Origin of the sequence: Actinosynnema sp. NPDC023587 (assembly GCF_040640215.1) — a bacterium.
Classification (GTDB): Bacteria; Actinomycetota; Actinomycetes; order Mycobacteriales; family Pseudonocardiaceae; genus Actinosynnema.
This window is the reverse complement of the sequence record NZ_JBFABG010000001.1, coordinates 159,777-180,456: the sequence shown is the minus strand read 5'-3', so window position 1 is coordinate 180,456 and position 20,680 is coordinate 159,777. Positions and strand designations below refer to the sequence as shown.

The window sequence follows — 20,680 nt, the reverse complement described above, 5'->3', positions numbered from 1 at the left end:
TCCTCGTTCGTCGACATCCGCCCGCCCGCGCCGATTGCGGGCCAAGAGGTACCGGCAGCCCGAGGCCGACCGCGACGGCACGGAGGAGTACCGGGCCGTTGAGCAGTACGACGAATTCGTCGTCGCCAGGCGTTCACTGCCTGACAACCAGCGCGCGGCCACGGGGCCCCGGCCGGAACGGCTGCCGATCCAGGCAGCGCTGGTCGCCTGCGCGCAGGTCCTGATTGCGGGACCCCGTATGCGCGCCGTTCCCGTCAACGCCTGTCTGGCCGCCGTCGCGGTGTTCGGTGCGGCGTCCCTCGTCCCCTCGACGACATCGAACCGCCCGACTCCACCGTGCACCTGAGCGCGGGCCGCGCTTCGGATCGAGGCGGTGGGCTGCGCCGAACCCCTCGTGCCCGACAGGGATGGGAACGGCACCCTCGTCCCGGAGGCCGCAGGGCTCCCGCGTGATGGGCGCGGCGGCCCGTGCACTGGCCCGGAGGTCCAGTGGAGCGGTTTCGGGGGTCAGGCGCGGCGTCAGGGGTGCGCAGCGGTGCGGTACGGGGGCTCGCCCCGCGTGCGCGTGGCCGCGTGGGCGTTCCCGCTCCCGGAAAACCCGCCCCGACTTCCGGATCGGCAGGGGGCTTGATGGGTAGCAGTCGGTGACAGCCTGACGTCACGGAACCGTCGGAACCACCGATTGGCTACGGTGATCCGCATGGAACGCAGCGCGCAACGCCTGGGACGCGCCCTTGTCGTGATCGTGGACGACCGGGTGGCGCACGGTGAGCACGACGACAGCACGGGACCGCTGGTCACCGAGCTGCTGGAGGAAGCTGGATTCATCGTCGACGGCACCGTCGCGGTGGAGGGCGAGGTCGTGGGTATCCGCGCCGCGCTCAACACCGCGGTCATCGGTGGTGTCGACCTGGTGGTCACCGTCGGTGGCACCGGTGTGTCGCCGCGCGACGTCACACCCGACGCCACGCAGGGTGTGCTGGACCGGCCCATCGCGGGCATCGCCGAGGCCCTCCGGGCTTCGGGTCTGGCCGCCGGCGCGGTCGACGCGGGGATCTCGCGCGGCCTCGTCGGGGTGTCGGGCAGCACGCTCGTGGTGAACCTGGCGGGTTCGCGGTCGGCGGTGCGGGACGGCATGGCAACCCTCTCCGCACTGGTGCCCTACGTCATCGAGCAGCTCTCCGGGCTCGACGAAGCATGAGCGAGCCTGTTGACGACGCCGCGACCGTCGCTGCCGAAGAGGCGGCGAAGGAGGCGGCGCGGCGTCGTCGGCTGGCCGAGGTGTTCGGCGAGGTCCTGCCCGAAGCGCCGGACGAACCGACCGCCGCTGGTCGTGACGACCAGTGGTACCTCGACAACCGCCCACCCCACCACGGCTAGTCCCCGCAGGGGTGTTCGACCGGTTGGGTGTGCGACCGGCTCGGTGCGCGACTCGTCCGCTACACGACCCATCCGCTACACGACCGTCTTGTGAGGCAAGAGGCTTGTGGCACGGGCGGCTTGCGGTGTGAGCGGCTGGGTCGGGCTCAGCCGTTGCGCTGCTGAGCGGCGAGCAGGTCGCGGATCTCCTTGAGCAGTTCGATGTCGGTCGGCTCCGAGGGGCCGGGTTCCTTGCCCTTCTCGCGGCGCTCCTTGATCTTGTTCATGGGCAGCACGAAGATGAAGTAGACGACGGCCGCCACGATCACGAAGTTGAGCACCGCCGTGATGATCGCGCCGAAGTCCATGATGGTCTTGTCGCTCTCGCCGAGCTTGACCGCGAGACCGTTGACGTTGTTGCCGCCGAGCAGCGCGATGATCGGGTTGATCAGGTTGTTCGTGAACGCGGTGACGATCGCGCTGAACGCCGCGCCGATGACGACGGCGACCGCGAGGTCGATCACGTTGCCGCGCATGAGGAAGTCTTTGAAGCCCTTGATCACGGCGGGTACCTCCATTCGGGGGGACGGGTGGGGCTAGCGGAGGGTAACGGGTTGGTCGACTTCCCGTGACACAGCGGTGTGCGTGTCCCCTGTGCGTTCGGGTCGTGGGCCGGTGTCGGCCCGTGGCGGCGCGCGCAGGCCAACGGAAGGCCAACGGCAGGGGTGGCAGGGCCTGAAGGGGCGAGGCATGCCCGCTGGTCTCCCGGCTCAAGGCCACCTTTGCCCGGATCAGGTTGACGTTTCCCGGATCGCGTTGTCGAGGTCCGTCAACTGGACCGGGTGCCGACGTGTTGGACCGCCCACGTGTTGCCGTCCGGGTCTTGGAAGAAGATGAAGCTCCCGTAGTCGGCGAGCTGCGGGTCGAGGCCGGGTGCCATGACGCCCTGCTCGAAGTGCTGGATGCCGGAGTGCTGCACGCCGTTGGCGTCCAGGTGCGCGGCGGCGGCCTCGATGTCGGCGACGACGAACTGGTTGCCCTTCACCGAACCGGGCTCGCCCTCGCCCATGCCCTTGCCGAAGACGATCGAGCACGCCGAACCGGGCGGGGTGACCTGCACGACGCGGAACGCGTCCCCGGCGCGGTGGTCGGTGTCCACTCGGAAGCCGAGCTTGTCGGCGTAGAACTCCTTGGCGCGGTCGACGTCGGTGACGGGGACGATCACTACTTCGAGCTTCCAGTCCACTGTGTTCTCCTCGGGACGGTGCAGGGGCAGGGCGGGAAAAGAGGCGGGGCGGGAAAAGGGCAGAACGGAAGGGCAGGGCGGAAAAGGGGTAGGGGAGGGGCAGGGGCGGGCGGGGGTCGCGGTAGGTCCGGTGCAGCGTCGATTCGAACCGGCACCGAGCGGTCCCATGATGAGTGTTCGTCGATTGTGTGGCGCGTACGGGGATCGTTTCGGCCCGGAGTCGGAGCCCTCGCTGTCGAGGCCGGAGTCCAGTGGCAGCGTGCCCCGGTCGCGCGCTCCCGGAGCGGGCGGGTGGCGTGCGGGCGAACGGGGGGGTTCCGGGGTGGGAGCGGGTCAGCGCAGGGTCACCGTCACGGGTTGGGTCAGAGCTTCGGCGGCCACCGTCGTCGCGGCTTCCCGGCTCACCACCAGGACCACGACCTCACCGTCGCGCACCGCGCTCACCGAGGCGTCCTCGGCCAGCACGTGCGACTCCGCGCCCACCACGTCCACCCGGCTCCCCGTGCGCAGCAGGCCCGCCACCGCCGGGTCCGCCAGGCGCACGGCCACCGACGCCGCGTCCGGGTCCCGGCTCGCCAGGCGGGCGTCGGTCAGCGGCTCGCCGGCTCGGGCCGCCGAGAGGAGGGTGCGCCCGGCCGCCTCGGTCGCGGTCACCGGGCCGGCTGGGGACAACTCGGGTGGCCAGTGGATGGTTCTGAGGTCGGCAGAGGTCAGCGGGACGCCGGGGGCGAGGTCGCGCGCGGCCACCGCCAAGGGCGTCCCGGCAGGGGCGGGCCAGGCGGCCACCAGCACTGCGAGCAGGGCCAACACCGTTGCCAAGATCTTTCGCATGAGGTTCACGGGGTTGACGGTAGGGACCTTGGCGGGGTGGGGGAAGCACGAACCCCCGAGCTGTGGATCAACTCGGGGGCCTGTGGACAACTTGGGTACTACGAGGCTGCCGCAGCCGGGGTCGAGCTGCTCTTCGACGACGACGACGACGAGGAAGACGAGGAAGACGAGGAAGACGAATCAGACGATGAGGTGGACGACGACGAGGTCGTCGACGTCTCGCTCTTCGTGGAGGTCGTCTCGCTCTTCGCGGGCGAGGAGGACGCCGACGAGCGGCTGTCGGTGCGGTAGAAACCGCTGCCCTTGAACACCACGCCGACCGCTCCGTAGAGCTTGCGCAACCGGCCCTCGCACTCCGGGCACTGGGTCAACGCCGAGTCGGAGAAGGACTGCACCGCTTCGAACCGGTGGTCGCACTCGGTGCAGGCGTACTGGTAGGTAGGCACGGTTCGCCCCTCCACGGGTCCCATGAGTTGGCACTCCACCGTCGCGAGTGCCAACGAAGATGATGCGCCGGCCGGCACACGCGGCGCAAACAACACAGGTCAACGTCACAGCGGCAGGCGGATCACACCCGCCCCGGGGGTCAGGACCGCGTCCATCCGGACGTCGTGCGGTTCCGCCGGGAGGACCGGGACGAACTCCTCATCGCGCACCACCGCCGCCAACGGTCCCGTGGCCATCGGCAACGACCGGTCGTAGTGCCCGCCGCCCTTCCCCAACCGCACGCCCCGGTGATCCACCGCCAACGCCGGTACCAGCACCAACGCCGCCGAACCGATGGCCGACGCGCCCAGCGGCTCCCCGGCGGGCTCACGCAACCCGTAGGGTCCCGCGCGCAACGAACCGTCGTACGAAGCCCACTCCAGCGGGGCCGGCCCGACGACGATCGGCAGCAGTACCCGGTAACCCCCGGACCTAAGCGTGTCGATCATCGCAAGGGACCCCGGTTCACCCCCGATCGCCAGGTACGCGCACACCGTCTGACCAGGAACGACGTCAAATGCCCGCACCGCGCTGAGCACCTCGGAGGACAGCGGTGCGGGGTCCGCCGTACGCCGAGCGGCCCGCAACCGTGTGCGCAGAGTCGTCTTCCGGTTACGTAGATCGGACGTCATGGCAGGTCACCCTAGGCGCGCCGTTACGCTCGCTCCCCATGAGCGCCTTCCAGACAGCAATCGTGCCCGCTGCGGGGTTGGGCACGCGCTTCCTCCCCGCCACCAAAGCGGTGCCCAAGGAGCTGCTGCCGGTCGTGGACACCCCCGGGATCGAGCTGGTCGCCGCCGAGGCCGCCGAGGCCGGCGCGACGAAGCTGGTGATCGTCACCTCCCCCGGCAAGGACGCCGTCGCCGAGTACTTCCGACCGCAGCCCGAGCTGGAACGGACGCTCGAAGCGCGCGGCAAGTCCGCCCTGGTCGCGAAGGTCCGGCGCGCACCCGGCCTGCTCGACGTGGAGACCGCGATCCAGGACAAGGCCCTCGGCCTCGGTCACGCGGTCGGCTGCGCCGAGGGCAACCTGACCGGCGACGACGAGGCGGTGGCCGTGCTGCTGCCGGACGACCTCGTGCTGCCGACCGGCGTGCTGTCCCGGATGGCGGCGGTGCGCGAGCGGTTCGGCGGGAGCGTGCTGTGCGCGTTCGACATCCCCAAGGACCAGATCTCCGCGTACGGCGTGTTCGACGTGCGCGAGATCGGCGACGACGACGTCAAGCGGGTCGTCGGCATGGTCGAGAAGCCCGCCGCCGAGGACGCCCCGTCGACGTTCGCGGCGGCCGGCCGGTACCTGCTGGACCGGGCGGTGTTCGACGCGCTCAAGCGGATCACGCCCGGTGCCGGCGGCGAGCTCCAGCTCACCGACGCCATCGCACTGCTGATCGACGAGGGCCACCCGGTGCACGTCGTCGTCCACCGGGGTGGGCGACACGACCTGGGCAATCCGGGGGGATTCCTCAAAGCTGCGGTTGACTTCGCACTTGAGCACCCGGACTACGGGCCCGAGCTGGGGGAGTGGTTGCGGGAACGCCTCGGAAACTCCTGAACGAGGGTCAACACATGAGGTCAGTGGACGAGCAGGTCGCCAGGGTGATCGCCGCCGCCGTGCGGCCCGCCCCGGTGCGCGTGGCGATCTCCGAGTCGCAGGGCCTGCTCTGCGCCGAGGAGGTCGTCGCGGAACGCGCCCTGCCCGGTTTCGACCAGGCGGCGGTGGACGGCTACGCGGTGCGCAGCGTGGACGTGCAGGCCGCCAACGACGAACCGGTGCAGCTACCCGTGGTCGGCGAGATCACGGCGGGGTCGCGCCAGCCGAGACGGCTGCAACCGGGCCAGGCGGTCCGGGTGGCCACGGGCGCGCCGCTGCCGACGCTGGCCGACGCCGTGGTGCCCCTCGGGTACACCGACGGGCACCCGGCGAAGGTGACCGTGCGACGCCCCGTGCCGTCCGCCGGGTACGTCCGGCGGACCGGCGAGGACGTGCAGACCGGTGACGTCGCGGTGCGCCGCGGCGCGACCATCGGCGCGGCCCAGGTGGGGTTGCTCGCCGCGGTCGGGCGCAACAAGGTGCTGGTCCACCCCCGGCCTCGGGTGTCGGTCATCTCGGTCGGGGAGGAGCTGGTCGACGTCGACCGCACCCCCGGCCAGGGGCAGGTCTACGACGTCAACTCCTACGCGCTGGCCGCCGCCGCGCGGGACGCGGGCGCGGAGGTCAGCCGGGTCGGCATCCAGTCCACCGACCCGCGTCGGCTGCGCGAGGTGGTCGAGGGCCGGTTGCTGCTCTCCGAGATCGTCGTGGTCGCGGGCGGTGTCGGCGGCGTGATCGGCGACGAGGTGCGCGCCGCGCTGGCCGACCTGGGCGACGTCGACCCGACCCGGGTGGCCATGCACCCCGGCTCGGTGCAGGGCTTCGGCCGGCTCGGGCCGGACGCGGTGCCGACGTTCCTGCTGCCCGCCAACCCGATGAGCGCGCTGGTCGTCTTCGAGGTGCTGGTGCGCCCGCTGATCCGGGCCGCGCTGGGCAAGCGCAACCCGTACCGGCGGGCGGTGAACGCGCGGCTGCTGTCGCCGCTGACCTCGACCAAGGGGCGGCGCGGCTACCTGCGCGGCCAGCTCCTGCGGGACGCCGACAACGGCGAGTACCTCGTCCAGCCGCTGGGCACCTCCGGTTCGCACCTGCTGGCGTCGCTGGCCGAGGCGAACTGCCTGATCATGATCGACGAGGACGTCACGGACGTCGTCGTGGGGGAGGAAGTGCTGGTCAGCTTCCTCGCCCAGAAGAGTTAGACGCAGAAGAGTCAGACGCAGAAGAGTCAAGGCCGGAAGAGTCCGGCGGGTGCGCGACCAGGCGCGCCGGGTGTGGACGGGGCAGAGGGGACCGATGGGCGCGGGTCTGGCGTGGGAGGTCGGCAGGCACCCCGGTTGGCCCGTGCGGCTCGGTCCGCTGCGGGTCGAGGCCGGACTGGTCGCGCTGCGCCCGCCGAAGCTGTTCGACGCCTCCACGTGGTCCCGCATCCGGCTGCGCGACCAGGCCTACCTGGAGAACTGGGAGCCGACGGCGGCCGACGGCTGGCCCGAGCGCAACGCCGCCATGGCGTGGCCCGCGCAGTGGTCGTCGCTGAAGTCGCTGGCCCGGCGCGGGCTGGCGCTGCCGTTCGTGATCACCGTGGACGGCGACCTGGCCGGGCAGATCACCGTGGGCAACATCGTGCGCGGGTCGCTGCGGTCGGCGTGGGTGGGCTACTGGGTGGCGGCCGACCGGGCGCGCGGCGGGGTGGCCACGGCGGCCCTCGCGATGGTCGTGGACCACTGCTTCGGCGACGCCGGGCTGCACCGCCTGGAGGCCACCGTGCGGCCGGAGAACACCGCGAGCCTGCGCGTGCTGGCGAAGGCCGGCTTCCGCGAAGAGGGCCTGTTCCTGAGGTACCTCGACGTGGCCGGGGACTGGCGGGACCACCTGTGCTTCGCGATGACCGCCGACGAAACACCACCCGAAGGACTGGTAGGCCGTTTGGCCGCACAGGGGCACGTCCGAAGCGCCTGACCAGCGGGCCGAGCGGACGAGTCGGCTCAGCCGAAAGTGGGTGATAGACCACACTTTGGTACGTATGCCGGACGGCGAGCCTCCGAGACAGGTGTGACTGTTGTGACTAGCGTGGCGTACGCAGTTCGCGTGCCGCGGGGCAGGGGGAGGTGACGGGGATGCCGAGCTCGCTGATCGTCGTGGGACTGGTCGTGGCCTGGTTGGTCGTCCTCGTCCCGATGGTCGTGCGCAAGCGCGCCGATGCGCGGAACAGCATGGAGGAGGAGTACGACGCCATGCCTGATGCCGAGTTCGACGAGGACTACGAGGAGTTCGCCGACCAGGTCGAGGACTTCGAGGAGGAGCGCGCCCGCCGGCCCTACCGGCCCGGTCGTGGCGGCTACGACCCGGAGACCGCGGCCGTCGTGGCGCAGGCGAAGTACGCCTTCCGCCGCCGCGTGGTCGGTGCGCTGCTGCTGGCCGCCCTGGTCACCGGCGTGGTCGCGGGCGTGCTGTACCCGCTCGTGTGGTGGGGCCACGCGGCCGTCGACCTGGCCCTGGTCGGGTACCTGGTGTACCTGCGCCGCCAGGTCCGCATCGAGGAGGACATCCGCGCCCGCAGGCTGGCCCGGCTCGCCCAGTCCCGGCGGCGTCCGGTCGCGCCTCCCGCCGCCGGCGGGCAGGAGGCCGAGGAGGAGTTCGAGGACACCGGTCTGGCACCGCAGCCGCGCTTCCAGCACCACGTCCGCCCCGGCACCGTGGTGGTCGACGCGGACGACGAAGACCCCGTGTTCGTGGAGCTCGACGGCCCGGAGGCCCTCCCGTACCGGCGGGCCTCGGGCGAGTAGAGGGGGGTGGCGGAACCACCCCCCGACTCCTGATATGCTTCTCCCCGCACCACGGGAACGACAACTGAACACTGGGGCTGTAGCGCAGTTGGTAGCGCGACTCGTTCGCATCGAGTAGGTCAGGGGTTCGATTCCCCTCAGCTCCACCAGAGAACAACGTGCACGAACCCATCGGGGGCGGATTCCGGCGAACCGGGATTCGTCCCTTTTGCTTGTGCGGCCCCGAGAGTGGCGAGTCCGTCCACCTGGGACGCCGACCTCCGGTCCGGCACACAGCCTCCCGGCCGGCCGGCCGGCCGGCCCGCCCCGCCCCCGCGCGGGCACGTCCCGCCGCGCCCGGCCCCGTGCTCGTCCTCCGCGTCACGGGTCGGGACGGCGAAATACTTGTGAGTCTTCGTTGCATTGAGCCCCCTTTGCGGGAATGACTGGAATCCGGCGCGTTCGCGAGGCATTCTGTGCACCTCCGGAGTCAATGATCGACCGGGTTCGGGGTGGATCGAATCGATCTTGGCGGCGGGATTCATGGCGGGGTCGGGTGGAATTTCTGGCGAGGGGCGGATCGAAGTATGCACACCTTCGAGACGCGAGTGCGTCCCGATGAATTCGAGGACCTGGTCGGTCGGGGGCACAAAGCCCGGTACCCGGCCGGGGCCTTCCTGATGCGGCAGGGGGAGCCGAGCGACTGCGTGATGGTGCTGCTGCACGGCCACGTGACAATCCACAGCGGGGACCACGGCCTCATGGCCGTCCGGCGCAGGGGCGAGCTGCTCGGCGAGTTCGCCTTCTTCCAGGACGGACTGCGCACCGCCTCGGTGCGGGCGCACGACGACGTGACCGTGGTGAAGATCCCCGGCAGGCACTTCCTGGCCTACCTGGACGCGAACCCGAGGATTCAACGGGACCTGCTGCGGCTCGCGATCGCCAAGCTGCGGACCGCCGAGTCCCGGCGCACCAAGGCGTCCTCGGGCGCGGCGCTGGTCCGGGCGCTGGCGCAGGCCGCCGAGGGGTTCGCCGAGGACCCGACCACCGGTCCGCTGCTGGTGCCGCTGACCCAGGCCGAGCTGGGCGGTCTCGCGGGGATCTCCGACCTGTCCGTGGTGCGCGGGATGAAGGTCCTGCGCGACCAGCGCGTCGTGGACGCCCGCGCGCGCAAGGGTTCGGTGCTCATCCCCTGTTTGGCCTGCCTGCGGCGAGCCGCCTTGTCAACGCAGAAGTACGGGAAGTTGCCCGGAAGTATCAACGGATGTGGCGGGGCCGGTTCGTGCCCTGAAGGGTGACGGCAACGTTTTCCGCGACGAACCCATCCAGCGAGGCACCGTGAACGCTTCCCTTGCCACCGACTGCACCGTAGCGCGGTTGGACGTGGTCGACTCGGGGTCCGGCGGCAGGCGTCGCCAGCGACACCTCGACCAGGCGCTGACCGACATGCTCGACATCGCGCTGACCACCCTCGACCACCACAACCTGTACGCGTCCGCGCGCCGTTTCCAGCGCGCGGACGGCGACAGCGCGACCTTGGCGTTCGGTGCCGACATCGCCAAGGCGTGGGTGCTGTCGGACCTCGTGCTGCGCGAGTTCGACCTCGCGCTGGGCGAGGTCAACAAGCCGCTCATCGACCGCTACCGGCTGCGGGTGCGGATCGCGGTGGACGACGGGCCCACCGTGATCGACCCGCCGCACATCACGGGCGCACCGGTGGTCGGCACGGCCCGGCTGATCGACGCCGAGCCGTTCCGGCAGGCCCTGGTCGACGCGCCCGAGGAGGACTTCGGCGTGATCGTGTCCGACCGCTTCCGCGCGGGGGTGGTGCTCAACGGCGAACGTGGCCTCGACCGGGTCCCGTTCCGCCCGGTCGAGGTGTCCGTGAAGGGCACCCGGTGCTCCGCGTGGGTCTACGTGCCCAAGCGGGAACGGTGACCTGGCCCGGAGTCTGCGCGACTCCGGGCCGCGCTTCTCCCGGATAGTGCGGATTCGGGAAATACCCGGGCACTTCTCGACGGGGCGACTGGAAATCCGGGGCCGTCCGGTGCATTGTGTGGCGGCGATAGCGTTGGAGTGCGACGTCGGCGGGTGGGGCCGTGGGCGGGGGTGGCTTGGTGGCCGGAAAAGCATTCGCGGTCCGGGTGCGGACCGCGGATTTGCAGGCCTTGGTGGAATCCGGGCGGCGGGTCCGCTATGCCGCCGGGGAGCACCTCATGCGGCAGGGAGAACCGGGGGACTGCGTGCTGCTGGTGGAGTCCGGGCGGGTGAAGGTCGTCGTCCGGGACGGTTCCGGGCACGAGCGGCTGCTGGGTATCCGGGGCGGCGGGGAGCTGCTCGGCGAGATGTCCTGCGTGGACGACGGCCCGCGCTCGGCGTCCGTGGTGGCGCACGGTGCGGTGTCGGCGATCAAGATCGCCAAGGCCCGGTTCACCGGCATCATGGAGGAACGCCCCGCGATCGCGCGCGAGGTCGTCCGGCAGGTGTCCCAGCGGTTGCGGGACGCCGAGCGCAAGCAGGCCGAGCTGACGTCGGACAGTGTGGACACCCGCGTCGCGCGGGTGCTCGCGGAACTGGCCGAGGTGTTCGCCGAGGACGGTGCGCACGGGCCGGGCGGGGTGTCCGTGCCGTTGGGGCAGGAGGAACTGGCGCAGCTCGCGGCGGCCTCCCACGTGTCGGCGCAGCGCGCGTTGCGGGGGCTGCGGGCGCGGCGGCTCGTCACCACCGGGTACGGGCGGGTGGACATCCCCTGCCTGGGCTGTTTCGCCGCGCTGTCCGGTCTGAACCCCGGGAAAGACGTCACGGGATGTGGTGGCGGCGGTGCGTGCCGCCAAAGGTGACCACATCTGACGACCCTTCCCCCAGGAGAGGCAACGTGAGCACACTCGCACTCGCGCGCACGGTGCTGCGGTTCGACGTCGTCGGCTCCAGCGCCGGGGACCGCGGCAGGCAGGTGTCGTTGGACCGGGCGCTGGAAGCCGTGCTCGACCTGGCGTTCGACGCGGTCCGGGACCCCCGCTACCCGATCGGCAGCTCGTATCGGCGGGCCGACGGGGACAGCGCGACGCTGGTGGTCGAGGGCTGCGTCGCCAAGGCGTGGATCTTGTCCGACTTCGTGCTGCGGGAGATCCCCATCGCGCTGAGCGAGGTCAACCGGGTGTCGAACCCGGAACACCGGCTGCGCCTGCGGGTGGCCCTGGACCACGGCGAGACCGTGATGGAGGTGCCGCACGTCGGCGGTGACCCGGTGGTGGCGACCGCGCGGCTGGTGGACGCGCCCCGGTTCCGCCAGGCGCTGGCCGACTCGCCCGCGCACGACCTCGGGCTGATCGTGTCGGACCGCTTCTACACCGAGGTGGTGCGGCGCGGCGAGCGCGGGCTGGACCAGGTCGGGTTCCGGCCGATCCACGTGCCCGCCAAGGACTTCCGGCGGCTGGGTTGGCTCTGGGTGCCCCCCGGAGGGGAGCTCGCGTCCCCGCCGCGCCGGGCGAAGCCGGGAACGGCGTCCGTGAAGATCGCGGACGCCGTTCGCGTTTTCCGGGTGGACGGACCACCGGACGTGGTGCTCGGGCTCGGGGACTGAGGCGGGTCGGCCGCGCTGCCGTCGCGGACTGGCGGCGGTGCACCCGTCGAGCCGACCGTCAGAGGACTTCGCCACCCCCGCCCGGTATTCGGCCCGGGGGTCTCGCCCTCTTCTCCGACAGGGGGAGAAGGGGGAGGACCGATGCCGACCACGGTGAGCTTCGCGGCGCACCCGGATGACGATCTGCTGTTCATGAACCCGGACATCCTGTCCGACGTGCGGGCCGGGTTCGAGGTGTGGGTGGTGTACCTCAGCGCCGGGGACCTCCCCTGCGGGGAGGGGTTCCCCGCGTGCGGCATGGACTACGCCGACATGCGCGTCCGGGGGGAGCGGGCCGCGTACGCGCGGGCCGCGCGGGTCCGCGACCGGTGGACGTTCGAGGCGTTGACGCTGGGTGGGCACCCCGTCGCGACCAACACGCTGGACGGGACCGGCGTGCGCCTGGTGTTCACGTTCGTCCACGCCGCCGGGGGCAGCGACCAGACCGGGGACCTGGCGCGGATGGTGCTGGACGGGGGTTTCGTCGCGAACCCGATCGACGACCGGCCGCCGTACACCCGGGAGTCGTTCACCGGCGTGCTGCGGGACCTGCTGGAGCGGGCCGGGCCGGATTACATCCGGACGCTGAGCACCGTCGGGCACCGCGAGGAGGACCGCGACCACGTCGACCACACCGCCGGCGCGATCCTGGTCGCCCTGGCGGACCTGGACGAGGACGGGCGGACCCGCATCCGGCGGGACGAGTACGCCGGGTACGCGATCCGGCGACGGCCGCCCAACTCGACCGGGTTCTGGCGGGGTCAGAAGACCGCGGTGTGGCACGCGTACCGGCCGCACGACCCGAGCCTGAACCCGGGCGACTGGGACAACGTGATGGACCGCCAGTACCGCGAGCGGGTGTTCGAGGTGGGTGACCCGTGGGCACCGCCGGACGACTTCCGGGTCTAGCCTCGCCGTTGTGCACGAGACCGCCGAAGACCTGAAGTGGTTGCAGCGCTTGCTGGACGACTCCTACGCGGTGGCGGGATCGCACCTGCGGTCCGTGGTCACGCCGGAACGGCGGCTGGACGCGGCGGGTGTGGTCGCCGAGCTGGGCGCGATGCGGGTCATGGTCCTGGCGACGACCACCGCCGCCGGCGAACCCCGGGTGAGCCCGGTCGACGGGCTGTTCCACCGAGGTCGGCTGCACTTCGGGTCGGGCCCGGACGCCTTGCGGTTCCGGCACGTCCGGGCACGTCCCGCCGTCTCGGCGGCGGTGGTCGACGGCGAGCGGTTGCAGGTCACGGTGCACGGGACGGCCCACGAGGTGGTGCCGGACGACGCGCTGCGGGCGTTCCTGGCCGGCGTGTACGGGCGGGCGGCGTGGGACGGCTGGATGAACGCGTTGCCGTGGGCCCGGATCGAGCCCGCCCGGATGATCGCCTTCCGCAACCCGGCGACGTGAGGCCCCGCACCGGCCAGGACTAGGATCGGGCCGGTGCGCTTCGTGGCCGACCTCCACATCCACTCGAAGTACTCGCGAGCCTGTAGCCGGGACTGCGACCTGGAGCACCTGACCTGGTGGGCGCGGCGCAAGGGGATCTCGCTGGTCGGCACCGGCGACTTCACCCACCCCGCGTGGCACGACCACCTGCGGGAGAACCTGGTGCCGGCCGAGCCCGGCCTGTTCCGGCTGCGCGCCGACCTGGACCGGGAGGTCGACCGCACGCTCGCGCCGTCGCTCGCGGGCACTGCGGTCCGGTTCATGCTGTCCGTGGAGATCTCCACCATCTACAAGCGCGGCGACCGCACCCGCAAGGTGCACCACCTGGTCTACATGCCGGACCTGGACTCGGCGGCCGGGTTCAACCGGCGGCTGGCCAGGATCGGCAACATCGCGTCCGACGGGCGGCCGATCCTCGGGCTGGACTCCCGCGACCTGCTGGAGATCACCCTAGAGTGCGGCGGCTACCTGGTGCCCGCGCACGTCTGGACGCCGTGGTTCGCCGTGCTGGGCTCGAAATCCGGGTTCGACGCGATCGCGGACTGCTACGTCGACCTCGCCGACCACATCTTCGCGGTGGAGACCGGCCTGTCCAGCGATCCCGAGATGAACTGGCGGGTCTCCGGGCTCGACCGGTACCGCCTGGTCAGCAATTCCGACGCGCACTCGCCGCCGATGCTGGGCCGGGAGGCGACCGTCTTCGACACCGCGCTGGACTACCACGCGGTGAAGCGCGCGCTGGAGACCGGTGACGGATTCGCCGGGTCGATCGAGTTCTTCCCCGAGGAGGGCAAGTACCACGTCGACGGCCACCGCAAGTGCGGCGTCCGGCTGGAGCCCGCGGAAACGCTGGCCCACCGGGGGATCTGCCCCGAGTGCGGCAAGCCGGTGACGGTCGGCGTCCTCAGCCGGGTAACGGAGCTCGCGGACCGGCCGGCGGGCTTCCGGCCGGACGGAGCCGCCGGGTTCCGCAACCTGGTGCCGTTGCCGGAGATCGTGAGCGAGCTCGTCGGCACCGGGCCGAAGAGCAAGAAGGTGGCCGTCGAGGTCGACCGGCTGACCGCCGCGCTGGGGCCGGAGCTGGGCATCCTCCAGAACGTCCCGGTGGACGTCCTGACCGCGCACTCCACGCTGTTGGGCGAGGCCGTGGACCGGTTGCGGCGCGGTCAGGTGGTGCGGGACGCCGGCTACGACGGCGAGTACGGCGTGATCCGGCTGTTCGAACCGGGGGAGCTCGACCGGCGCAGCGCGTCCCTGTCGCTGTTCGAGTTCGCGCCGGCGGAACCGACGCCGCGCCCGCCCGCCCCCCGACCGGAACCCGGGCACGCCGGAACCGAACCCGCCCAGACCGCGCCGCCGGCACCCGTTCAGTCCACTGTGGACGGCGAGGGGTCGTTACTGGACGGGTTGGACCCCGACCAGCGCGCGGCGGCGGCGGCCGGCGGAGGGCCGCTGCTGATCATCGCCGGCCCCGGCACGGGCAAGACCCGCACGCTGACGCACCGGATCGCGCACCTGGTCACCGAACGCGGTGTGCCGCCGGAGGAGTGCCTGGCGATCACGTTCACCCGGCGCGCCGCCGAGGAGATGGCCGAGCGGCTGGTCGCGCTCGCACCCGGGCACGCCCACCGGCTGACCGTGGTGACGTTCCACTCGCTGGGCGTGCGGATGCTGCGCGAGCACCACGCCGCGGCCGGCCTGCCCGCGGACTTCGGCATCGCCGACCCGGACCGGCAGGTGGAGGTGGCGCTCTCCGTCGCGGGCGGGGACAAGGAGGCCCGCCGGCTGGTCGAGGAGGGCGACGAGCAGTACAAGAAGGCGTTGCGGGCCCAGGACCTGGTCGACTTCGACGACCTGGTCGCGCTGCCGCTGGCCCTGCTGGAGAACGACGCCGAGCTGGTCACGGCGTACCGCGCGCGGTACCGCTGGATCTCCGTCGACGAGTACCAGGACGTGGACGAGCGGCAGTACCGGCTGCTGCGGCTGCTCGCGCCGGCGGACGGCAACCTGACCGCGATCGGCGACCCGGACCAGGCGATCTACCGGTTCCGGGGCGCGGACGTCGGTTTCTTCCTGCGGTTCCGCGAGGACTTCCCGGGCGCGCCGAGCGTCCAGCTCACCCGCAACTACCGCTCCAGCGCGCGAATCGTCGAGGGTGCCGTGCAGGTGATCGCGCCGACCTCCCTGGTGCCGGGTCGGGAGCTGCGGGCCGTGGGCGAGCACGGCGACGCGCGGATCGGCGTGCACCACGCGTCGTCCGAGCAGGCCGAGGCGGTGTTCGTGGCGCGGACCGTGGAGCGGGTGCTGGGCGGGGCGTCGTTCCACGCGTTCGACAGCGGTCGGGTGTCGGTGTCCGAGGGCGCGCAGGGGCTGGGGTTCTCCGATTTCGCCGTGCTCTACCGGACCGATCGGCAGTCGCGGGCGCTGGTGGAGGTGCTGACCCGGTCCGGCCTGCCGTTCCAGAAGCGGTCGCACGACCGGCTCGCGGACCGGCCCGGCGTGGCCCGGATCGCACGCGGGCTCGCTCGCGCCACCGGGAACTCCGTGCTGGACCGGGTGCGCGCGTCGGCCGGCGAGGACCACACCGCCTACGAGCTCCTCAAGCCGCTGGCGGTCGAGTGCGGCTCGGACTTCGAGCGGTTCCGCACGACGTTGGCGCTGGGTGTCGAGGTCGACACCTGGGACCCGCGCGCCGACCGGATCTCGCTGCTCACCCTGCACGCGTCGAAGGGGCTGGAGTTCCCGGTCGTGTTCGTCGTCGGGTGCGCGGACGGGGTGCTGCCGCTGCGGTGGCCCGGCTCCGCCGTGGACGACGACGTGGACGCCGTGGACGAGGAGCGCCGGCTGATGTTCGTCGGCATGACGCGGGCGCGGCGGCACCTGTTCCTCAGCCACTCCGGCGAGCGCGCGCGGTCGCCGTTCCTGGCGGAGCTGACCGGGGTCGAGCGGGTCGGCGACGCCCGGCCGAAGCGCCGTGGCGGCGGCACCCAGCTCAGCCTGCTCTGAGCGCCCGGTGGCGCGCCCGGTCGGCGAACCGCCCAGCTGGTGCCGCCGGGCAGCCTCGTCGCGTCGCTTCCCGGACGTCGCCTGTTAACTCATCACTGGTGACTTAACCGTTTGTCCGGTACTCATGTAGGGGTCTGACCTGGTGCGATGTGGTCCATAAGATCACAAGTGGACTGGACCATAACCTGACGTTATGACCCTACTGGCATATCCGCCGTCTCCCCCAGCCGGCTAGCGTCGGTCGCAACGGCCCCGCATCCTGTGTCACCACCCCCCTGCAAGGAGACCGCGGATGACTCGACGCATCGCCGCCGCCGTCGCCGTCACGGTTTTGAGCGCTGCCGGTGTGGCAGCAGCTCTCACCACTACAGCGACCGCCGGCCCCCCGACAGCACCACAAGAAGACGGAGTCATCGCCGCCATGGCGCGTGACTTCAAGATCACCCCGGACCAGGCTCGCACCCGGATCGACCGCGAAGCCAAGGCCGCGACCACCGAGCAGACCCTGAAGGCCAAGCTGGGCACCGGCTACGCCGGTTCGTGGCTGAACGGCGACGCCTCCGAGTTCACGGTGGCGGTCACCAGCCAGGCCCAGATCCAGGCCGTCAAGGACGCCGGTGCGACGCCCAAGGTGGTCAAGCTCAGCCAGATCCAGCTGGACACCCTGAAGTCCAAGCTGGACGCGAACAAGAACGCGCCCAAGGACGTGCCCGCGTGGTACGTGGACGTGCAGTCCAACTCCGTGGTCGTGCTCGCCCGCAACACCGACAGCGCGAAGGCGTTCGTCCAGGCCAGCGGCGTGAACGCGGCCGACGTGCGGATCGAGAAGTCGGACGAGAACCCGCGCGCCCTGATCGACGTGATCGGCGGCAACGCGTACTACATGGGCGGCGGCGGTCGCTGCTCGGTCGGCTTCTCGGTCAACGGCGGCTTCGTGACCGCCGGCCACTGCGGCAAGACCGGCTCCTCCACCACTCAGCCGAGCGGCACGTTCGCCGGTTCGACCTTCCCGGGTCGTGACTACGCGTGGGTCCGGGTCAACTCGGGCAACACCATGCGCGGCCTGGTCAACCGCTACCCCGGCACCGTTCCGGTGAAGGGGTCCACCGAGGCGGCGGTCGGCGCTTCGGTCTGCCGGTCCGGCTCGACGACCGGCTGGCACTGCGGCACCATCCAGCAGAAGAACACCTCGGTGACCTACCCCGAGGGCACCATCTCCGGTGTCACCCGCACGAACGCCTGCGCCGAGCCCGGCGACTCCGGTGGCTCGTGGCTCTCCGGTGACCAGGCTCAGGGCGTCACCTCGGGCGGTTCCGGAAACTGTTCATCCGGCGGCACCACGTACTACCAGCCGGTGAACCCGATCCTCCAGGCCTACGGCCTCCAGTTGGTCATCGACGGCGGCGGCACTCCGACTACCGGGCCGACGACGACGACCAGCAACCCTGGTGGCGGAACGTCCTGGCAGCCAGGCGTCCAGTACGCGGCCGGTACCACTGTCACGTACAGCGGCGTCGGGTACAGGTGCTTGCAGGGGCACAAGTCCCAGACCGGCTGGGACCCGCCCGTCGTGCCCGCTCTGTGGTCGCGCGTGGGCTAGCGGCAAGCTTCGCGCGCGGGGGAGGGGCTCGACGGCCGTCGGGCCCCCCTTCCCGCGCGTCTACCGGGGATGACGGGGCGTTTGCGGAGGCGCCCCGCCCCCACTACTCCCGGGAACGGCCAGGTCACCTGGCCGTTCCCGGCTTTTTCGCGCCGGGAGCCGGAAAATTCGGACGACGGTTTGTAGCGGTCGTTATAAAATGTGGCCGTGGCAGGGCGCAAACGGGGTTTCGACCGTGAAGCGGTGCTCGACCAGGTGACGCGCGCCTTCTGGCGGGCGGGCTACGACGCGACCTCCGTGGCCGATCTCACCAGGCTCACCGGGGTCAACCCGCCCAACCTCTACGCCGCCTTCGGCGACAAGAAGGCGTTGTTCGCCGAGGTCGTCGAGCGGTACCGGCACACCTACGGCGCGTTCGCCGGCCGGGCCCTCGCCGAGGAGCCCACGGCCCGCGCCGCCGTCGAGCGGATTCTGCACGAGGCCGCCACCGGGTACACCGACCCCGAGCGCCCGCGCGGCTGCCTGGTGCTGAGCGCCCCCGAGCTGGCCGAGCACCGCCGCGCCGCGATCGACGCCGTCGAGGCCAAGATCAGCGCGGACGTCGCCGCCGGCGTGCTCCCCGGCTCCACCGACGCGCACGGGCTGGCCGTGTTCGTGGCCGCGACCGTGCACGGCATGTCCGGGCTCGCCCGCGACGGCGCAACGCGCGGGGAACTCGGGCGCGTTGCCCGTGCGGCCCTGTCCGCTTGGCCGGCACCCGTACCCTGAGGGGCGACGAGAAGGGGTGGTGGAGGGCGTGGAGCTGGCCGAGTCGCTGCTCGCATGGCTGCACGGCTGGACCGCCGTCCCGATCTGCCCCGGTGACTGGGCGTGGACCACGACGGCGCTCGGCGGGCTGATCGGCGTGCTGCCCACGCTGGCGGCGCTGCTCGCGATCACCGTCCGCCGGGTGGTCGGCAACTCCTACGGCCCGGTGACCGGCGCGATCTTCGCCGTGCTCGGCGTCTCCAGCACGCTGGTGCTCCCGTGGATCCTGTTCTCCGGCACGTTCAACGCGCTGCGCACCGGTTCGCTGAGCGGCATGGAGTCGTTGAGCGACTCGCCGTGCATGGCGATCACCCAGGACGGCTACCTGGTCGGCGCGCCGTCGATCGTCAAGGTGGTCACCGGGCAGGCCGCCGTGGGGCACCTCGTCGCCGCCTGCATCACCGGGGTGCTCGCGCTGCTGTGCCTGATCTTCGTGATGGTGCAGGCGGGTTCGGCCTTCCGCCTCGGTCCGAACTGGCCGCGCCGGGTGTTCTGGCCGCCGTTCCTGGTCCTCCTGGTAGCCACCTCGGCACTGCCCGTGACGCTGGTGGGCCACCTGCTCCTCGGATTCTTCCCGGTTGCGCTGATCGGCTCACTGGTCGTGCGGGTTTTCGGGTTGACTACCGCCATGCTCAACCGCCCCGGACGGGAGCGCGGCACGCCGAACTCCCCGCAGCCGCAGTCGTCGTCTGCCGCGTCGTCGCGCGCCAACCCGCCGCCCTACCAGGGGCCGCCCAAGCCGCCGCCGTACCAGCCGGCGCAGGTGCCGCCGTACCGGCCCGTGCCGCAGTACAACCCGAACCCGCCCGCCCAGAAGCCCGTGCAGCCGGTGCAGCCCTCGCAGCAGCCCCGCCAGTACCCGCCGACGCGGGTCGCCGAGGTGCCGCCGGTCGAGCAGCCGCCGACCCACCAGGCACCCGCGCAGCAGCCGAGCGGGCCCCGGCCGACGCGCGTCGAGCAGCCCGCGAAGCTCGCCGACACCCCCGGCCCGCTGCCGTTCGGACCCGGTGCGAGCGCGCCGATGCCCACGCCCGCCACCGGCGACGGCAAGGTGTGGAACCCCGCGAGCGGGCGGTTCCGGCGCGTCCGGCAGCTCGGGCGCGGCGGGTTCGGCACGGTGTGGCTGGCGGTCGACACCCAGCTCGACCGCACCGTCGCGGTGAAGCTCGCGCACGCCCCGGACAACGACACCGAGCAGCGGATGCTGCGCGAGGCGCGGGCCCTGGCGGCGGTGCGGCACCCGAACTGCGTGCGGGTCTTCGACATCGTGCAGGACCCGGACGGCCTGGCCATCGTCATGGAGTACATCGACGGCCAACCGCTGTCCGACGTGGTGCTCAAGAGCGGTCTGATGCAGGACGCGCTGGCCGCGCGGCTGTGGGTGAACATGGCCGACGCCCTCGCCGCCGCGCACGAGCGGGGCGTGCTGCACCGGGACGTCAAGCCGTCCAACGTGATCGTGGACGGCAGCGGCACGGCCCACCTGATCGACTTCGGCATCGCGCGGTCCAAGGGCGACAGCACGCTCACCGCGACCGGGATGATGGTCGGCACGCCCGACTTCCTCGCCCCGGAGACCGCGCGCGGCGAGGCGGCCAGCCCGGCGTCGGACGCCTGGCAGTTGGCCGCCACGGTGAGCTACGCGCTGACCGGCCACCCGCCGCGCGGGTCGCGGGAGAACCCGATCTCGTCGCTGATGGCCGCCGCGCAGGGCGAGCCGTGCGTGAAGCTGCCCCAGCGCAGCGCCCACCACCGGCTGCTCACCACGGCGCTGGACGCCGACCCGAAGCGCCGCCCGGCGCTGTCCGCGATCCGGGCCGAGCTCGGGTCGTGGCTGTCCCAGGCGGGCGTGAGCAAGGAGGGCCCGGTCACCCGCATGATCGACCGCCCCGAGCCGCCGACCCGCCCGGTGCGCTGACCCGCCCG

The 20,680-nt window shown here is 71.9% G+C and carries 21 protein-coding genes and 1 tRNA gene; 17 read left to right on the top strand and 5 right to left on the bottom strand.

Features of this window, described 5'->3' with window-relative positions:
* The first annotated feature begins 700 nt into the window (after positions 1-700).
* Positions 701-1,201 carry a molybdenum cofactor biosynthesis protein B gene (locus AB0G01_RS00890; protein WP_015098113.1) on the top strand — a complete coding sequence of 167 codons (501 nt, stop codon included), beginning with the start codon at positions 701-703 and terminating at the stop codon, positions 1,199-1,201.
* Complete coding sequence (locus tag AB0G01_RS00885; RefSeq protein WP_360937991.1) at positions 1,198-1,380, top strand: hypothetical protein; 183 nt, start codon at positions 1,198-1,200, stop codon at positions 1,378-1,380. The genes AB0G01_RS00890 and AB0G01_RS00885 overlap by 4 nt, the downstream gene beginning before the upstream one ends.
* Before the next feature lie 146 nt (positions 1,381-1,526).
* Here AB0G01_RS00885 and mscL read toward each other — a convergent pair whose 3' ends face one another.
* The 5 genes from mscL to AB0G01_RS00860 all read right to left on the bottom strand — a co-directional run bounded on the left by mscL (position 1,527) and on the right by AB0G01_RS00860 (position 4,554).
* Entirely contained in the window at positions 1,527-1,922 is a 396-nt protein-coding gene (mscL, locus tag AB0G01_RS00880) for a large conductance mechanosensitive channel protein MscL (RefSeq protein WP_360937989.1), read from the bottom strand.
* 266 nt (positions 1,923-2,188) lie between these two features.
* The gene (locus tag AB0G01_RS00875) at positions 2,189-2,605 is read right to left on the bottom strand and encodes a glyoxalase superfamily protein (protein WP_360937987.1); all 417 of its coding nucleotides are present in this window, start codon (positions 2,603-2,605) and stop codon (positions 2,189-2,191) included.
* A gap of 333 nt (positions 2,606-2,938) precedes the next feature.
* Positions 2,939-3,436: an SAF domain-containing protein gene (locus tag AB0G01_RS00870; protein ID WP_360939825.1), complete on the bottom strand. Its 498-nt coding sequence runs from the start codon at positions 3,434-3,436 to the stop codon at positions 2,939-2,941.
* 98 nt (positions 3,437-3,534) lie between these two features.
* On the bottom strand, positions 3,535-3,882 hold the full coding sequence (locus AB0G01_RS00865) for an FmdB family zinc ribbon protein (protein WP_360937985.1): 348 nt from the start codon (positions 3,880-3,882) through the stop codon (positions 3,535-3,537).
* A 105-nt stretch (positions 3,883-3,987) separates the two neighbouring features.
* Positions 3,988-4,554, bottom strand: coding sequence for a 5-formyltetrahydrofolate cyclo-ligase (locus tag AB0G01_RS00860; protein WP_360937983.1), 567 nt, complete (start codon positions 4,552-4,554; stop codon positions 3,988-3,990).
* Positions 4,555-4,592: 38 nt separating this feature from the next.
* Here AB0G01_RS00860 and AB0G01_RS00855 point away from each other — a divergent pair, with 38 nt between their 5' ends.
* From AB0G01_RS00855 to AB0G01_RS00785, 15 genes are all read left to right on the top strand, one after another.
* Positions 4,593-5,474 (top strand): UTP--glucose-1-phosphate uridylyltransferase, encoded by an 882-nt coding sequence (locus AB0G01_RS00855; protein ID WP_360937981.1) that lies wholly within the window; start codon positions 4,593-4,595, stop codon positions 5,472-5,474.
* 14 nt (positions 5,475-5,488) lie between these two features.
* Positions 5,489-6,712, top strand: coding sequence for a gephyrin-like molybdotransferase Glp (gene glp, locus AB0G01_RS00850; RefSeq protein WP_360937978.1), 1,224 nt, complete (start codon positions 5,489-5,491; stop codon positions 6,710-6,712).
* Positions 6,713-6,806: 94 nt separating this feature from the next.
* Positions 6,807-7,469 (top strand): GNAT family protein, encoded by a 663-nt coding sequence (locus AB0G01_RS00845; protein WP_360939823.1) that lies wholly within the window; start codon positions 6,807-6,809, stop codon positions 7,467-7,469.
* Between the two features lie 158 nt (positions 7,470-7,627).
* Positions 7,628-8,296, top strand: a complete 669-nt coding sequence (gene glpR, locus AB0G01_RS00840) for a gephyrin-like molybdotransferase receptor GlpR (RefSeq protein WP_360937975.1) — start codon at positions 7,628-7,630, stop codon at positions 8,294-8,296.
* Between the two features lie 73 nt (positions 8,297-8,369).
* A tRNA-Ala gene (locus AB0G01_RS00835) sits at positions 8,370-8,445 on the top strand.
* Positions 8,446-8,883: 438 nt separating this feature from the next.
* Positions 8,884-9,573 (top strand): Crp/Fnr family transcriptional regulator, encoded by a 690-nt coding sequence (locus AB0G01_RS00830; protein ID WP_360937972.1) that lies wholly within the window; start codon positions 8,884-8,886, stop codon positions 9,571-9,573.
* Between the two features lie 40 nt (positions 9,574-9,613).
* Positions 9,614-10,213: a hypothetical protein gene (locus AB0G01_RS00825; protein WP_360937969.1), complete on the top strand. Its 600-nt coding sequence runs from the start codon at positions 9,614-9,616 to the stop codon at positions 10,211-10,213.
* 179 nt (positions 10,214-10,392) lie between these two features.
* Complete coding sequence (locus AB0G01_RS00820; RefSeq protein ID WP_360937966.1) at positions 10,393-11,115, top strand: Crp/Fnr family transcriptional regulator; 723 nt, start codon at positions 10,393-10,395, stop codon at positions 11,113-11,115.
* Positions 11,116-11,150: 35 nt separating this feature from the next.
* Positions 11,151-11,858 (top strand): hypothetical protein, encoded by a 708-nt coding sequence (locus AB0G01_RS00815; protein WP_360937963.1) that lies wholly within the window; start codon positions 11,151-11,153, stop codon positions 11,856-11,858.
* 141 nt (positions 11,859-11,999) lie between these two features.
* Complete coding sequence (locus AB0G01_RS00810; protein ID WP_360937960.1) at positions 12,000-12,806, top strand: PIG-L family deacetylase; 807 nt, start codon at positions 12,000-12,002, stop codon at positions 12,804-12,806.
* Between the two features lie 10 nt (positions 12,807-12,816).
* A complete protein-coding gene (locus AB0G01_RS00805) occupies positions 12,817-13,302 on the top strand; it encodes a pyridoxamine 5'-phosphate oxidase family protein (RefSeq protein ID WP_360937957.1) in 486 nt (161 codons plus the stop codon).
* Positions 13,303-13,335: 33 nt separating this feature from the next.
* Entirely contained in the window at positions 13,336-16,347 is a 3,012-nt protein-coding gene (locus AB0G01_RS00800) for a UvrD-helicase domain-containing protein (RefSeq protein WP_360937954.1), read from the top strand.
* Between the two features lie 292 nt (positions 16,348-16,639).
* Entirely contained in the window at positions 16,640-17,947 is a 1,308-nt protein-coding gene (locus AB0G01_RS00795) for an alpha-lytic protease prodomain-containing protein (protein WP_360937951.1), read from the top strand.
* Between the two features lie 207 nt (positions 17,948-18,154).
* Positions 18,155-18,715 (top strand): TetR/AcrR family transcriptional regulator, encoded by a 561-nt coding sequence (locus AB0G01_RS00790; protein ID WP_360937948.1) that lies wholly within the window; start codon positions 18,155-18,157, stop codon positions 18,713-18,715.
* 16 nt (positions 18,716-18,731) lie between these two features.
* Entirely contained in the window at positions 18,732-20,672 is a 1,941-nt protein-coding gene (locus AB0G01_RS00785) for a protein kinase (protein ID WP_360937945.1), read from the top strand.
* Positions 20,673-20,680: the final 8 nt, after the last annotated feature.

Coding starts and splice junctions, on each gene's coding strand:
- glpR (WP_360937975.1), top strand. CDS start 7,628: ATGCCGAGCTCGCTGATCGTCGTGGGACTGGTCGTGGCCTGGTTGGTC.
- glp (WP_360937978.1), top strand. CDS start 5,489: ATGAGGTCAGTGGACGAGCAGGTCGCCAGGGTGATCGCCGCCGCCGTG.
- AB0G01_RS00885 (WP_360937991.1), top strand. CDS start 1,198: ATGAGCGAGCCTGTTGACGACGCCGCGACCGTCGCTGCCGAAGAGGCG.
- AB0G01_RS00845 (WP_360939823.1), top strand. CDS start 6,807: ATGGGCGCGGGTCTGGCGTGGGAGGTCGGCAGGCACCCCGGTTGGCCC.
- AB0G01_RS00890 (WP_015098113.1), top strand. CDS start 701: ATGGAACGCAGCGCGCAACGCCTGGGACGCGCCCTTGTCGTGATCGTG.
- AB0G01_RS00860 (WP_360937983.1), bottom strand. CDS start 4,554: ATGACGTCCGATCTACGTAACCGGAAGACGACTCTGCGCACACGGTTG.
- AB0G01_RS00810 (WP_360937960.1), top strand. CDS start 12,000: ATGCCGACCACGGTGAGCTTCGCGGCGCACCCGGATGACGATCTGCTG.
- AB0G01_RS00870 (WP_360939825.1), bottom strand. CDS start 3,436: ATGCGAAAGATCTTGGCAACGGTGTTGGCCCTGCTCGCAGTGCTGGTG.
- AB0G01_RS00855 (WP_360937981.1), top strand. CDS start 4,593: ATGAGCGCCTTCCAGACAGCAATCGTGCCCGCTGCGGGGTTGGGCACG.
- AB0G01_RS00795 (WP_360937951.1), top strand. CDS start 16,640: ATGACTCGACGCATCGCCGCCGCCGTCGCCGTCACGGTTTTGAGCGCT.